The 14,595-nt window shown below is 74.0% G+C and carries 12 protein-coding genes; 6 read left to right on the top strand and 6 right to left on the bottom strand.

The features are described from left to right. Nucleotides 1-3 precede the first annotated feature (3 nt). Nucleotides 4-1,104, top strand: coding sequence for a P1 family peptidase (locus ACWGSR_RS14680; RefSeq protein ID WP_453566588.1), 1,101 nt, complete (start codon nucleotides 4-6; stop codon nucleotides 1,102-1,104). Nucleotides 1,105-1,243: 139 nt separating this feature from the next. Beyond that, on the top strand, nucleotides 1,244-2,020 hold the full coding sequence (locus ACWGSR_RS14675; protein WP_453566586.1) for a DUF6227 family protein: 777 nt from the start codon (nucleotides 1,244-1,246) through the stop codon (nucleotides 2,018-2,020). Between the two features lie 84 nt (nucleotides 2,021-2,104). On the opposite strand, the gene ACWGSR_RS14670 is transcribed toward ACWGSR_RS14675, so the two are convergent. Next, on the bottom strand, nucleotides 2,105-3,658 hold the full coding sequence (locus ACWGSR_RS14670) for an MFS transporter (RefSeq protein ID WP_453566584.1): 1,554 nt from the start codon (nucleotides 3,656-3,658) through the stop codon (nucleotides 2,105-2,107). Between the two features lie 63 nt (nucleotides 3,659-3,721). Between ACWGSR_RS14670 and ACWGSR_RS14665 the strand changes: the two genes are divergently transcribed. Further along, nucleotides 3,722-4,687, top strand: a complete 966-nt coding sequence (locus ACWGSR_RS14665) for a helix-turn-helix transcriptional regulator (protein WP_453566582.1) — start codon at nucleotides 3,722-3,724, stop codon at nucleotides 4,685-4,687. A 67-nt stretch (nucleotides 4,688-4,754) separates the two neighbouring features. Here the strand turns inward: ACWGSR_RS14665 and ACWGSR_RS14660 are convergent, their stop codons facing one another. Beyond that, complete coding sequence (locus tag ACWGSR_RS14660) at nucleotides 4,755-5,756, bottom strand: sigma-70 family RNA polymerase sigma factor (RefSeq protein ID WP_376240358.1); 1,002 nt, start codon at nucleotides 5,754-5,756, stop codon at nucleotides 4,755-4,757. 551 nt (nucleotides 5,757-6,307) lie between these two features. Here ACWGSR_RS14660 and ACWGSR_RS14655 point away from each other — a divergent pair. Next, on the top strand, nucleotides 6,308-7,327 hold the full coding sequence (locus tag ACWGSR_RS14655; protein ID WP_453566580.1) for a questin oxidase family protein: 1,020 nt from the start codon (nucleotides 6,308-6,310) through the stop codon (nucleotides 7,325-7,327). A 71-nt stretch (nucleotides 7,328-7,398) separates the two neighbouring features. On the opposite strand, the gene ACWGSR_RS14650 is transcribed toward ACWGSR_RS14655, so the two are convergent. Then, entirely contained in the window at nucleotides 7,399-8,229 is an 831-nt protein-coding gene (locus tag ACWGSR_RS14650; RefSeq protein WP_453566578.1) for a dioxygenase family protein, read from the bottom strand. Nucleotides 8,230-8,325: 96 nt separating this feature from the next. Between ACWGSR_RS14650 and ACWGSR_RS14645 the strand changes: the two genes are divergently transcribed. Further along, complete coding sequence (locus ACWGSR_RS14645) at nucleotides 8,326-8,832, top strand: MarR family winged helix-turn-helix transcriptional regulator (RefSeq protein WP_453566576.1); 507 nt, start codon at nucleotides 8,326-8,328, stop codon at nucleotides 8,830-8,832. 72 nt (nucleotides 8,833-8,904) lie between these two features. On the opposite strand, the gene ACWGSR_RS14640 is transcribed toward ACWGSR_RS14645, so the two are convergent. Both ACWGSR_RS14640 and ACWGSR_RS14635 read right to left on the bottom strand, forming a co-directional pair. Next, nucleotides 8,905-10,443, bottom strand: coding sequence for an MFS transporter (locus ACWGSR_RS14640; RefSeq protein WP_453566574.1), 1,539 nt, complete (start codon nucleotides 10,441-10,443; stop codon nucleotides 8,905-8,907). An 87-nt stretch (nucleotides 10,444-10,530) separates the two neighbouring features. Next, nucleotides 10,531-11,196, bottom strand: coding sequence for a TetR/AcrR family transcriptional regulator (locus tag ACWGSR_RS14635; protein WP_453566572.1), 666 nt, complete (start codon nucleotides 11,194-11,196; stop codon nucleotides 10,531-10,533). Nucleotides 11,197-11,627: 431 nt separating this feature from the next. On the opposite strand from ACWGSR_RS14635, the gene ACWGSR_RS14630 reads away from it, so the two are divergent. Then, on the top strand, nucleotides 11,628-12,899 hold the full coding sequence (locus ACWGSR_RS14630) for a M6 family metalloprotease domain-containing protein (protein WP_453566570.1): 1,272 nt from the start codon (nucleotides 11,628-11,630) through the stop codon (nucleotides 12,897-12,899). Here ACWGSR_RS14630 and ACWGSR_RS14625 read toward each other — a convergent pair. Beyond that, nucleotides 12,886-14,520: a class I adenylate-forming enzyme family protein gene (locus ACWGSR_RS14625; RefSeq protein WP_453566568.1), complete on the bottom strand. Its 1,635-nt coding sequence runs from the start codon at nucleotides 14,518-14,520 to the stop codon at nucleotides 12,886-12,888. The two genes, ACWGSR_RS14630 and ACWGSR_RS14625, sit on opposite strands and share 14 nt — an antisense overlap. Nucleotides 14,521-14,595: the final 75 nt, after the last annotated feature.

Here is a 14,595-nt window from a genome sequence, read left to right as displayed (position 1 = left end):
CGCATGACGGAGCCCGGGAAGACGACGGACGGCCAGGACGGGATCACCGGCGCACGGGACGGGATCACCGATGTCGGCGGGCTGCGCGTGGGGCACGCGCGCGTGGCCGGGCCCGGGGCGCTGAGCGGCACCACGGTGGTGCTCGCGCCGGAGGGCGGGATGACGGCCGCCGTGGACGTACGGGGCGGGGGGCCGGGCACGCGGGAGACGGACGCCCTGGACCCGAGGAACGTGGTGCGGCGGATCGACGCGGTCGTCCTGACCGGCGGCAGCGCGTACGGCCTCGACTCCGCCTCCGGCGTGACGGCCTGGCTGGCGGAGCGGCACCGGGGCGTCCGGGTCGGCCCCGACCCGTCCCACGTGGTGCCGGTGGTGCCCGCCGCGTGCGTCTTCGACCTGGGCCGGGGCGGCGACTTCACCGCCCGGCCGGACGCGGCGACGGGCCGGGCGGCGGCCGAGGCGGCCCACGCGAGCGGCGACCGCGCGCGCGTGGGGACGGGCGCGGTCGGCGCGGGCACCGGGGCCGTGGTCGGCGGCCTGCGGGGCGGCGTCGGGACGGCGAGCGCGGTCCTGGCGTCCGGGATCACGGTCGGGGCGCTGGTGGTGGTGAACGCGGTGGGTTCGGCCGTGGACCCGACGACGGGCGTCCCGTACGGCGCCTACTTCGAGGACGGCAGGACCGCCTTCCCCGACCCGGAGGTGCACGGGGCGGCGCTGCGGCGCCTCGCGGAGGCGCGGGCGGCGGCCGCCCCGCCCCCGCTGAACACCACGCTCGCCGTGGTCGCGACGGACGCGGCGCTGAGCCGCGCGCAGGCGCGGAAGGTGGCGGGCACGGCGCACGACGGCATCGCGCGCGCCGTGCGGCCGGTGCACCTGATGAACGACGGGGACACGGTCTTCGCCCTCGCCACCGGCGCCGTGGAGCTGCCGGAGGAGCCGGGGCCGCTCGCCCTGAACGAGATCCTGGCGGCGGGCGCGGACCTGGTGACCCGGGCGATCGTCCGCGCGCTGCTCGCGGCCCCCGGCGGTCTGCGCGGTCCGGGCGGGGACTTCCCCTCGTACCGCGAGCTGTACGGACCGCAGGCGGACCCGTACTCCCGGTAAGGGGAGGGGAGTTGGGGGAGGACGGCGGGAACTTCCCCCGTGGACCCTTCGTTTTGCCGGAACACCGGACACGATGTCAGACCCAGGGACTACGTTAAGCAAGCATCAAGTGACATGCGGCGACGGCCTGGAGATCCCCTTGAACGATCCGCAGGATCACCCCGATCCGTACGAGACGACCGAGGCGCACGTCGATCGGCTCCTCGGCCGGGCGCTCAACTCCTTCGACCTGCCCGACTCGACCGTCGAGCGCCTCTCCACGGCGCTCGCCCACTCCAGCGCGCCGCACTCCTCGCACCACAGCGCGTCGCTGCACCGCACGACCCACCGCCACGCCTATCTGCTCGCCGACGGCGGTGTCCTCAGCCTGTGGGAGCTGGTGCACAACGCCGGCCGGGACGGCGCCGAACAGCACGAGCTGTACGCGGAGGAGGCGGAGGCCCGGCTCGCCGCCTCCCGCCTGCCCTCCGGGCCGCCGACGCGCCGGTCGGCCGAGCGCCCCGACGGGCGCGTCCTCGACGAGGACGACGACTTCGAGCCGCTGAGCGCCCTGTTCGCCCGCCCGATACCCGCCCAGCCCCGGATGTACGTGCCGGACGACTCCGCCGACCACGCGCGCCGCGTCCTGCGCCGCGCGGAGAACGCGGACCGGCCGGGCGAGGCGACGGCCCGCCGCCTCCGGTCGGCCTTCGCGCACCACATCACGCAGGCCTTCGGACGCCGCTGCCCCGTGGAGGGCGGCCGGGACGCCGGATTCACCCTCTACGAGCACCAGTTCCTGCTGCTCGACGGCAGCGAGGTCAGCCTCTGGGAGGTCGAGCACACGGCGACCCCCGACGGGCGCCACATGTGCGAGGTGTACGAGGACGAGGACACGGCCCGCGGGGCGATGGAGTCCCGCGCCCGGGTGCGCTGATCCCCGCCCGTACGCCCGCGCACGCCGGAGGGCCCTCGTCCCGGGAGAACGTCCCGGGGCGAGGGCCCTCCGGCGGGGCCGCGCTCAGTGGGTGAGCGCCGGCTCCTTGCCGACCCCGGCCTCCGGGGCGGTCTCGTCGTCGCCGCCGCCCTCCAGGTGCTGCTTCGGCTTGGCGGGCAGCGCGAACATCACCAGGAAGATCACGGCGAGCACGCCCGCGACCCAGCCCAGGGAGTTCTGGAAGGCGTCCGTGAACGCCGCGCCCGTCTCCGCCGGGGCCTTCCTGAGGCGCTCGTCGTCGATCACGCCGAAGAAGACGACCGACACCAGGCCGAGGCCGAGCGCGTTGCCCATCTGCGTGGTCGTGTTGATCAGGCCGGAGGCCGAACCGGCGTGCTCGCGCGGCACCTCCGAGAGGACCGCGTCCGTCAGCGGGGCCACGATCAGGCCCATGCCGAGGCCCATGACGACCAGCGGCGGGATCATCTGCCAGGACGCGATCCCCGTTCCGTACCGGCCCGCCTCGAAGAGGTAGAGCAGGACGCCCGCCGTCATCGTCAGGGCGCCCGCCTGGAGCACCTTGCGGCCGAAGCGCGGCACCAGCTTCTGCACCGAGAGGCCGGCGGCCACCGAGACCGCGATCGAGAACGGCACCCCGGTGAGGCCCGCCCGCAGCGGGGTCCAGCCGAGCCCGATCTGCATGTAGAGCGTCCAGACCAGGAAGAAGATGCCCATCACGACGCCGAAGGTGAGCTGGACCGCGATGCCGGCCGCGAAGCTCTTCACCTTGAACAGCGACAGCTCGACGAGCGGCGAACCGTCCTTGCGGGTCTTGTACTTCTCGTACGCGACGAGGACGCCGAAGACGGGCAGGCTGCCGGCCATCATCAGGTGGCCCCACAGCGGCCAGCCCAGCTCGCGGCCGCGCGTCAGCGGGTAGATCAGCATGAGCAGCGCGGCCGTCACCAGGAGCACGCCGACCAGGTCGAGGCGGAGCGCCTTCGGCGCCTTGGACTCGGTGATGAACTTCCGGCCCAGGAGCAGGCCCGCGATGCCGACCGGCAGGTTGATGAGGAAGATCGGGCGCCACTCCAGGCCCGCGATGTTCCACTGGGTGAGCAGCGCGCCGAGCAGCGGCCCGGAGACCGCGCCCAGGCCGACGATCGCGCCGAACAGGCCGAAGACCTTGCCGCGCTCGTGCGCCGGGAAGGTGGCGTGGACGATCGACAGGACCTGCGGCACCATCATCGCGGCCGCCACGCCCTGGAGGAGGCGGGAGGCGATCAGCATCTCCTGGTTGGCCGCGAAACCGCAGAGCGCCGAGGCGAGCGTGAAGCCGGCGGTGCCGAAGAGGAAGAGCCGCTTGCGGCCGTAGATGTCGCCGAGCCGCCCGCCGGTGATCAGACCGGCGGCGAACGCAAGCGCGTACCCGGCGGTGATCCACTGGATGGCCCCGATGGTGGCGCCGAGGTCCCGCTCGATGCTGGGGATCGCGATGTTGACGATCGTGGCGTCGACCAGGTCCATGAAGGCGGCGGTCATGACGATGGCGAGGGCGATCCAGCGCCGCTTGTCGCCGGAGTCGGTGCCGGGCCCGGCCGGGTTCGCCGCGTCCGTGACGGCGTCGTGTGAACTCATACGAAGAAAGATAGGAGTCATATAGGTCAGGTCGTGTCCTAGATCGGCCGCATCCTGGACGGCATGACGGACACTCCGGCACGACTCCTGCATCTGCTCTCGCTCCTCCAGACCCCGCGCGAGTGGCCCGGAAGCGAGCTCGCCGAACGCCTCTCGGTCTCTCCGCGCACCATCCGCCGGGACGTGGACCGGCTCCGCGACCTCGGCTATCCGGTCGAGGCGACCCTGGGCGCGGTGGGCGGCTACCGCCTCGTCGCCGGCACGGCCATGCCGCCGCTGCTCCTCGACGACGAGGAGGCCGTCGCCATCGCCGTCGGCCTGCGCGCCGGGGCCGGGCACGCCATCGAGGGCGTCGAGGAGGCGTCCGTACGGGCCCTGGCGAAGCTGGAACAGGTGCTGCCCGCCCGGCTCCGGCACCGGGTCTCCACCCTCCAGAACGCGACGATCCCGCTGACCAGGGGCGACGGCGCCACGGTCGCACCCGCCACCCTGACCGCGCTCGCGGGCACGGTCACGGGCCGGGAGAAGCTGCGCTTCGGCTACCGGGCGGGCGACGGCGCCGAGACGAAACGCCTGGTCGAGCCCTACCGGCTGGTCTCCACCGGGTACCGCTGGTACCTCGTCGCCTACGACCTGGGGCGCGAGGACTGGCGCACCTTCCGGGTCGACCGGGTGAGCGACCCGCTGGCCACCGGGGCCCGCTTCACCCCGCGCGAGCTGCCGGCGGGCGACGCGGCACAGATGCTGACCCGCTCGATGGCCCGGTCGCAGCCGGAGCTGGACCTGGACGTCTCCTTCGAGGCCCCGGCCGACTTCGTGACGGCCCGCCTCCCGTCCCATCTGGCCCCCGCCGCGACGGGCCCCGCCTCCTGCCGGCTGCGCGCCCGCGCCGCCGACTCGGTCGAATGGCTGGCCCTCCGCCTGGCCCTGGTCGACGCCCCCTTCACGATCCACGGCCCGGAGCCGCTGCGGGCGTACGTCGAGAACCTGGCGGACCGCCTGACGGCGTCGGTCCCGGCGCGGGGGTAGGAACGCGGCCGGGGCCCGGGGACGGCGATCGTCCCCGGGCCCCGGAACCGGTCTTCGACCGGCCGTTCTAGGCCACCGCGTCGAAGCCCGTGTCGCGGGCCATCTTCTTCAGCTCCAGGAGCGCGTGCTTCTCGATCTGGCGGATCCGCTCGCGGGTGAGGCCGTGCTCCTTGCCGACCTCGGTCAGCGTCCGCTCGCGCCCGTCCTCGATGCCGTACCGCATGCGGATGATCGAGGCCGTCCGGTGGTCCAGCTTGTCGATGAGGTCGTCCAGCTCCTCGCTGCGCAGCAGCGTGAGCACCGACTGCTCCGGCGAGACCGCCGAGGTGTCCTCGAGGAGGTCGCCGAACTGGGTCTCGCCCTCGTCGTCCACCGACATGTTCAGCGAGACGGGGTCCCGCGCCCAGTCCATGACGTCGACGATCCGCTCCGGCGTCGAGCCGAGCTCGGCGGCGATCTCCGCGGGCTCGGGCTCGCGCCCGTGCTCCCGGTTGAACTCGCGCTGCACGCGCCGGATCCGGCCGAGCTCCTCCACCAGGTGGACGGGGAGCCGGATGGTGCGGGACTGGTCGGCGATGGAGCGGGTGATGGCCTGCCGGATCCACCACGTGGCGTACGTGGAGAACTTGAAGCCCTTCGCGTAGTCGAACTTCTCGACCGCGCGCACCAGGCCCGCGTTCCCCTCCTGGATCAGGTCGAGCAGGGGGAGGCCGCTGCGCGGATAGCGCCGGGCGACGGCCACCACGAGCCGCAGGTTGGACTTGATGAAGAGGTCCTTGGCACGCTCGCCCTCGGCGACCAGCGCCTCGAGCTCCTCGCGGGACGCGCCGCCCGCCTCGCTCTCGATCTCACCGTCGAGGATCTGCCGGGCGTACACCCCGGCCTCGATCGTCTGGGAGAGCTCGACCTCCTTGGCGGCGTCGAGCAGGGGCGTGCGCGCGATCTCGTCGAGGTACATGCCGACCAGGTCGCGGTCGGCGATCTCCCCGCCCACGGCGCGAACGCTGCTCGCCCGGCCGGCCCCGCTCTGGGCGGAGGTCTGACGGCGGGCGACGGCACGGGTTGCCATGCGTGCTCCCTTGCTGAGTAGGTCACGACACCCTTTCGGGTGCCCTGCATCCGACGGAAACAACGACTGGAATCAGGACAGAATTCCCACCCGGCACATGGATTTTCGCGATCATGCAGTATCCTGCGCGGCTTCCGCCCCTGCGGGCATGCCGCCGACACCCACGGAGGCGCAGGTCAGACCGGGCACGGAGGGTGGTGCGGCGCCCCTCGCGGGGGCCCTCGACCACACCGTCGGTGAGACCGCGATCACATGCGGCGCCACCCCTTCAGACGCGGGACGGGGAGGAGCGGTTGCCTGCGCGGCGGCGGGTCGCGGGAGGGCGGGGATCGGGGCCCGCCCGGCCCCGATCCGACCCGACCCGATCCGATCCGATCCGATCCGATACGGTCCTGCCCGACCCGACCTGGTCCGACCCGACCCTGCCCGCCCCGGTCCGGTCCGACCCGGTCCGACCCGGCCCGGAAGAACGGGACCTAGGTCCCGGCGACCCCCCGTCCTAGGTCCCCGGCCCGTTCCGGCGCGCTCCTCCCCCGGCCTACCGTCGGCCCATGACCGACACCACCGGCACCCTGGACGAGGCCCTCGAGCGACTCCACACCAGCGGACCCGAGCGCAACGGCTGGCTGACCAACCACGCCCCGATGGCCGTCGAGGCACTGGTCCGCCACGGGCAGGCCGCCACCGTGCACCGCTGGCTGGACCACTACGCGGACAAGCTGGAGGAGCTGCCGCCCCCGTACGCCCCCGTCACGGCGGACGGCTGGCGCGAGGCGCTCGGCGACCCGGCCCGGATCACGGACTGGACCCGCTTCTTCGCCCGGGAGCTGGCCGAGCACCCCTGGCGGGCGGTCCTCGCCGCGTGGTGGCCCCGGCTGCTCCCGGGCATCGCCGCCGGGGCGACGCACCCGGTGATCCGCACGGGCCACGCCGTACGGACCCTCCTGGCGTCTCCCGGGGGCGCGACGGCCCCGCGCCTGGCCGAGCTGGCGCACGCCCTCGGCTACTGGGCGGCCCGCCACCAGCCGCTCCCGCCGCTCGCCCCGCTGGCCGCCGCGCCGACGGCGGCGGCCGCGCTGGACGCCGTACCCCTGGTTCCCGAGCAGGACGGCGGGATCCGGCACCGGCTGGCGCAGCTCACGGCCTTCCCCGTGTGGGGCGCGGCGCCGGACCCGGAGACGGCGAAGGCGCGCCTCACGGAGCTGGTCGCGGCGGCGACGCACCGGTACGCGACCCACGGGCACGGCGAGCCGACCATGCTGGTGCACGCGGCGACCGCGCCGAACGCGGTCCTGCGCGCCCTGCCCGCGCTCCCCCGCGAGCTGTGGGCGCCGAGCCTGTCGGCGGCCTGGGCGGCGTCGGCCGCGGTGACCGCCGCGTACGCCCCGGCGGAGCCCGCCCCGTACGCGGAGACCCCCGGGACGACCCCCGAGGAGGTCTTCGAGCGGGCGGCGGCGCACGGCGACGACCACACGATCAAGTTCACGGACACGGCGCTCGACGTGGGCGGTCCGCTCGCGCTCGCCGCCGCCGTCCGCTCGGTCGAGCTGAACGCGCCCGTCTTCCGGTGAGGCCGCCCGAGCACTTACCCGGACCGCACGGGGCGCCGGGACCGGTGGACCCGCCGGGAGCGCCCGAACGCCTACCCGAACTGCACCGACCGCTTGGCGAGACCCATCCAGAAGCCGTCGATCACCGACCGCTCCGCGTCGAGGTCACCGGCCGCGTCCGCCGCGCCCATGGTGACGAAGAGGGGGGCGAAGTGCTCGGTGCGGGGGTGGGCGAGGCGTCCGGCGGGCGACTTGCGCTCGAAGTCGAGGAGCGCGTCGACGTCCCGCGCGGCGAGGGCCTCGTGGCCCCAGGCGTCGAACTCGGCGGACCAGCCGGGCACCCCGCCCCCGGGGTGCCGGAGCGCGGCCAGGTTGTGGGTGAAGAAGCCGCTGCCCACGATCAGGACGCCCTCGTCGCGCAGCGGGGCGAGCCGGCGTCCGACGTCCATGAGCCGGCGCGGATCGAGGGTGGGCAGGGAGATCTGGAGCACGGGAACGTCGGCGTCCGGGAACATCTCGACGAGCGGCACGTACGCGCCGTGGTCGAGCCCCCGGTCGGGGATGTCCTGCACGGGCGTGCCGGGCGCGCGGAGCAGCTTGCGGACGCCCTCGGCGAGCGCGGGCGCGCCGGGGGCCGCGTACGCGACGCGGTAGTAGTGCTCGGGGAAGCCCCAGAAGTCGTACACGAGGGGCACGGTCTCGGTGGCGCCGAGCGCGAGCGGGGCCTCCTCCCAGTGCGCGGAGACCATCAGGATCGCCTTCGGGCGCGGCAGCTCCGCGGACCAGGCGGCCAGCTCACCGGGCCAGACGGGGTCGTCGGCGAGCGGCGGGGCGCCGTGGGACAGGTAGAGGGCGGGCATCCGCTCCGGCCCGGCGGGCGTCCGTTCCGACGCGGCGTGCGTGCGTTCCGGCGTGACCTGCATGGCGTCCACCTCGACCTTCCGTTGTCCTTGAAACTTCAAGCTTCTCGCTACGCACCCTAGCCCGATTTAGTTCAACATTCAAGAATGAGTCGTACGATGGGACCCATGGGAGACATGACCGAACCCCGCTGGCTCACCGACGAGGAGCACCACGTCTGGCGCGCCTACCTCCACGCCACCACGCTCCTGGAGGACCACCTCGACCGCCAGTTGCAGCGCGACGCCGGGATGCCGCACATCTACTACGGCCTGCTCGTCCAGCTCTCCCAGGCGCCCCGCCGCCGCATGCGGATGACCGAACTGGCCAAGGACGCCAAGATCACCCGCTCCCGGCTCTCCCACGCCGTGGCCCGCCTGGAGAAGAACGGCTGGGTGCGGCGCGAGAACTGCCCCTCCGACAAGCGCGGCCAGTTCGCCCGGCTCACGGACGAGGGCATGGAGGTCCTGCGGCAGAACGCGCCCGGCCACGTGGCCGCCGTGCGCCAGGCCCTGTTCGACCGGCTCTCGGCGGACCAGGTGAAGCAGCTCGGCGAGATCATGCGGGTGATGGCGGAGGGCCTCGAACCGGCGGGCCCGGACGCGGACCTGCCCTGGCTCCGCTGAGTACACGAGTACACGAGTACACGAGTACACCAGTGCGCGGGGCCAGGGCAGGGGCGCGGGGGATTCCGGCGGTCAGTGCGCGACGACCGGGATCCTCACCTCGTCGTCCGCGTCCGTGCCGGACCCGGCGACCACGCCGCCCCCCGGCTTCCCGGTGTTGATGAGCGCGAAGGCGATCGCGGCCGAGACGGCCAGGATGCCGACCGCCCACCAGATGGCCGCCGCGTACCCCTCGACCATGCCCTGGAGCTGGAGCAGCTTCTGGGCGGCCGGGGTGGTGGCGCCGGCCGCGTGGTCGGTCAGGTAGGCGGTGGTGGCCGAGGCGGCGATCGTGTTCAGCAGGGCGGTGCCGATGGCGCCGCCGACCTGCTGCGAGGTGTTGACCATCGCGGAGGCCACGCCGGCGTCCCGCGGGTCCACGCCGAGCGTCGCGAGCGACATCGCCGGCATGAACGCCGTGCCCATGCCCAGGCCGAGCAGCAGCTGCGCGGGCAGGATCAGACCGGCGTACGAGGTGCCGATCTCCAGCTGGGTGAGGAGCAGCATGCCGACGGCGGCGGTCAGGAAGCCCGGGGCCATCAGCAGGCGCGGCGGGACGCGGGTCATCAGGCGGGTGCCGATCTGGGTCGAGCCCACGATCATGCCCGCGATCATCGGCAGGAACGCGAAGCCCGTCCTGACCGGCGAGTACCCCTTCACGATCTGGAGGTAGTACGTCAGGAAGAGGAACAGGCCGAACATCGCGATGACAGCGAGGCCGAGCGACAGGTAGACGCCGCCGCGGTTGCGGTCGGTCAGGACCCGCAGCGGGAGCAGCGGGGACTTCACGCGCGCCTCGGTGAGCACGAAGGCCAGGAGCAGCACGGCGGAGCCGACGAAGAGGCCGACGGTGCCGGCGTCGCTCCAGCCCTCGGACTCGGCACGGGTGAAGCCGTACACGAGGGCGACCAGGCCCAGGGTGGACAGGATGACGCCGGGGACGTCGAGCGGGGAGCGGTTGCGGCCGCCCGCCGGCTCGCGGACGACGAGGTACGCGCCGGCGGCGGCGACCACGGCGAACGGGATGTTGACGAAGAAGGTCCAGCGCCAGTTCAGGTACTCGGTGAGGAAGCCGCCGAGGATCAGGCCCACGGCGCCGCCGCCGCCCGCGATCGCGCCGTAGATGCCGAAGGCCTTGGCACGCTCCTTGGCGTCGGTGAAGGTCACGGCGAGCAGCGAGAGCGCGGCGGGCGCGAGGAGCGCGCCGAAGGCGCCCTGGAGCGCGCGGGCGCCGAGCATCGTGGCCTCGCCGGTCGCGGCCCCGCCGAGTGCGGAGGCGGCGGCGAAGCCGGCCAGGCCGACGATGAAGGTGCGCTTGCGGCCCCACAGGTCGGCGATCCGGCCGCCGAAGAGGAGCAGTCCGCCGAACGCGAGGGCGTAGGCGGTGATGACCCACTGCCGGTTGCCGTCCGAGATCCCCAGGTCCTGCTGGGCGGAGGGCAGCGCGATGTTCACGATCGTCGCGTCGAGGACGACCATCAGCTGGGCGAGGGCGATGAAGACGAGCGCCTTCCAGCGCCCGGGGTCGGGCGCGAGCGCGGCGCTCACGGGGTTGCCGGCGATTTTGGACATGGGTGGGGCCACCTCTTGGTGCGTACTGGCGAAAAAGGGACTTAAGGAAGGGGTGGGCGCTCGGGAGGAGGGCGCCTCAGGAAGGGGTCACGACGGGCAGGAGTCGCGTCTCAGGTCCTCCAGGGTGGCGGCCGCCCCGGGCAGCTCGGAGCGCGCGGGCGCCTCCAGGCCGTCGAGGAACAGCTGCAGATGACGGCGTACGAACGGGGCGAAGGCGGCACAGGCGGTGCCCGGCAGCGGACGGGTGAGCTGGGAGACCGCCACCATCAGGTCGCCGACGCCGACGTCGGCGCGGAGCCGGCCGGCCCGCTGCGCCCGGTCGACGATCCCCTGGACGACCTCTTCGAGGCGGTCGCGTTCGGCCACCAGGTCGGGGTGGTCCTGGTCGAAGGCGCCGTCGAGCATCGGGCAGAGGGCGCCGACGCGCTCGTCGGCGGCGCCGAGGGTGAAGCGCCGCAGGGCCTCGAAGGTGTCGTCCTCCTCCTCGGCGGCCCGTTCGGCGAGCTCGGTGACGCGGGCCATGAGGGAGAGGACGACCTCGCGGACGAGGTCGGCGCGCTCGGGGAAGTTCCGGTAGAGCGTGGCGTTCCCGACGCCGGCGCGGCGCGCGATCTCGTCGTACGGCACCTGGGAGCCGAACTCGACGAACATCTCGCGGGCCGCCGTCACGATCCGCTCGCGGTTGCGCAGGGCGTCGGCCCGCGGCCGGGGTGCGCGGCGGGCGGGCACGGCGGTGTCGGCGCTGCCGGTCACGTCGGTCCTCCTCGGAGATCACGGGGTCGTCGTCATGGGGCCGCCGGGCCGCTGGGTCGCAGCCGCTCCGACGGGTCGAGCACGTCCACGGAAAGCCGTGTCCGGGGGATCCGTGTCCGGGGGATCGGCATCCGGGGGATCCGTGTCCAGGGAGACCCGTATCCGGCGGATCCCTGTCCGGTGGATCCGTATCCGGGGAAAGGTTCCCCACTTCTCTCGACACAGGCGTAAACGGGGACGGCCTCCCCGGTTATTTCCGGCCACTCTTGTGACCCCGGTCACACAATCCTCGTTTCACGGAATACCCACGATCGGGCCACCCGGCGCGCGCGCCCGGACCGCCCGTCACAGGCTGATCGCACAGCGCGGATCCCGCCCGCACGCGGAAAGGGGACCCGCCCGCCGACCTGCCCCCACCGGAGAGGCGACGTATGCAGCACCCACGCCGACGGATACGCAGACCCGTCGCCCTGGCGGCGACCACGACGCTCTCCCTCACCCTGCTCGCCTCCGCGAGCACCACCCTCCCCCGGCCCGTCCCGGCCTCGGCCGGCCCCGTCGCCGCCGCGCCGGACAACGCCCGGCTGGCGCCGTGCCGCATCGCCACGACGATGGGCGTGCAGATGTCGGAGGGGCTGCCCACGGCCCCCGGATACGTGCGCTCCACGGGCCTCGTCAGGGCCCTCACCCTGATGGTCGACTTCCCGGACGCCGTCGGCGACGGCACGGCGGCGGGCCGCTTCCGCGAGTTCTTCCCGCAGACCTCCGACTGGTTCCGCGTCAGCTCGTACGGCCGGCTGCACTACCGCGCCGAGGCCCCGATCCCCGACTGGCTGCGGATGCCCCGGGCGTTCTCCGCGTACGGGATCGAGCGCGGCTCCCCGTACGAGCCGGGCTACCGCTCCCTCGTCGAGGACATCGTGAAGGCGGCCGACGAGCGGGTGGACTTCAGCGCGTACGACCTGGTCAACGTCCTGGTGACGCCGAACGCCGGGCCCTCGGCCCTCGACACCGTCCTGTCCGTGACCTTCTCCGGCAACGACGACGCCCCCTACGCCGACGGCGTGCCGCTCGCCAACACGTCCTTCGTCTACAGCCGCCAGGACGACGGCTCCGGCAGCTTCGCGGAGACCGGCTACCGGGTCCTGCCGCACGAGAACGGGCACGTCTTCGGCCTGCCCGACCTCTACACCGCCGACGGCGGCGGCTCCGTCGGGCACTGGGACATCATGTCCGAGGACTGGGGGGCCAACAACGACCTGCTCGGCTGGCACAAGTGGAAGCTGGGCTGGCTCGACAACGAGCAGGTCGGCTGCGCCTCGGGCGCCGGCACCACCGAGTACGACCTCACCCCGCTCGCGGAGCCCGGCGGCCCCAAGCTCGCTTTCGTCCCGCTCTCCGGCACCTCCGGGTACGCGATCGAGGTCCGCGGCCAGGGCGGCAACGACGAGGCCGTGTGCGAGCAGGGCGTCCTCGTCTACCGGGTCGAGTCCGACGTCGACACCGGCCACGGCCCGGTGACCGTCGCCGACAGCGAGCGGGCGAGCGGCGGCTGCACGCGCCGCGCCAACGTCCACGCGGAGCTGTCGGACGCGCCGTACGGGCCGGGCGAGAGCTTCACGGACCGCGCGAACGGCATCCGGATCACGGTCCTGGACGAGGGCCGGGACGGCGCCTACCGGGTCCGCGTCACCCGGAACTGAGCGCCTCCCCGCTTCCGAACAACCCCCGCAGCTCCCGCTTGAGGATCTTCCCGGTCGGGTTCCGGGGCAGCTCCTCCTCCCGTACGAGGACGCGGGCGGGCACCTTGAAGGCGGCCAGACGCCCGCCGACGTGCGCCCGGAGCGCCTCCGCGTCCGGCGCGGCCCCGGGGCGCCGCCGCACGACGGCCACGACCTCCTCGCCGAGGATCGGATGGGGGACGCCGAGCACGGCGGCGTCGAGGACGTCCGGGTGCGCGTGCAGGGCGGCCTCGACCTCGACGCAGTACACGTTCTCGCCGCCCCTGATCACCATGTCGGTGAGCCGGTCGACGACCGAGACCCGCCCGTCCGCGTCCACGCGCGCGAGGTCGCCGGTCCGGAACCAGCCGTCGTCGGTGAAGGCGGCGCGGGTGGCCTCCTCGTTCCCCCAGTACCCCCGGACCAGGGACTGCCCGCGCAGCCACAGCTCCCCCACGCCCTCCGCGTCGGGCCGGTCGATCCGCACCTCGGTGACGGGCGAGGGCCGGCCGGCGCTGCCGGGATGGGCGCGGTACTCGGCGCCGAAGTTCGCCAGGACCCCGCCGCAGGTCTCGGTGAGCCCGTAGCCGTTGCGGGGCTCGACGCGCTCCCCGTACGCCTCGGTGAGCCCGGCGACGATCCCGGGCGGGGCGGGGGCGCCTCCCGTGCTGAGCAGGGTGAGGCTCTCCAGCGGGTCGCCGTCGCTCCGGGCGCGTTCGAGGAGCTGGAGCGCGGTGGTGGGCACCCCGGCGTAGTGGGTGACGCGGTGCTCCCGGATCAGCCGGAGGGCCTCCCCGGCGTCCCACTTCCGCATGGTCACGAGGGTCCCGCCGGCCGCGATCACGCCGTAGAAGGAGGTGAAGGCGGCGACGTGGAAGAAGGGGAACGTGGTCAGCGACACCGGCGCCGGCCCGGTCCCGGGGACGTCCCCGCGCGCGAGGGCCGCGGCGGCGGCGAAGTACCGGGGGTTCATGGCGGCCCCGGCCTGCGCGAGGTGGGTGGCGACGGCGCCCTTGGGGCGGCCGGTGGTGCCGGAGGTGTAGACGACGGTCGCGTCGTGCTCGGGGAGCACGTCGACGGGCGGCGGCCCGAGGTGCGGGTCGCGGTCGGGCACGTACGCGTCGAACCCCTCCTCGCCCTCCCCGCGGAAGACGATCCCGGGCACCTTCCGCTCCCGGGCCCACTCCCGCACCCGCCCGACCCGCTCCCCGTCGACGAGCAGCGCGCGGGGAGCGCAGTCGTCGAGCGCGTACGCGAACTCGCCCTCGGTCCACCAGGCGTTGAGCGGTACGGCGACGAGCCCGGCGAGCTGGGCGGCCCAGAAGGCGACCTGCCACTCGGGCAGGTTCCGCATGGCGACGACGACCCGGTCGCCGGGCACGAGCCCGTACTCCCCGAGGAGCCGCCGGGCGAGCCCGCAGGCCTCGTCGAAGAACTCCCGGTAGGTCGTCCGGACGCCCTCGTGCACGAGGAACACCCGGTCCCCGTAGCCCCAGGCCGGCTCCACGAACTCCCGCAGGGTCCGCGGCCCGTGCGCGTACGTCCCGCCCTCGACGGCGAAGGGCGCCCCACCGGCCGTCAGCCTCCCGACCCCACCGGCCACCGGGCCACCTCCACGCGCTCGCTCCACCGGACCGCCGACGCCGGGCGGCCCCGGTCCGGGAGGTCAGACGCTAGG

The organism is Streptomyces sp. NPDC055632, assembly GCF_053618675.1.
Note: the sequence above shows the minus strand (reverse complement) of the source record. Positions and strands in the feature narration are given on the sequence as shown.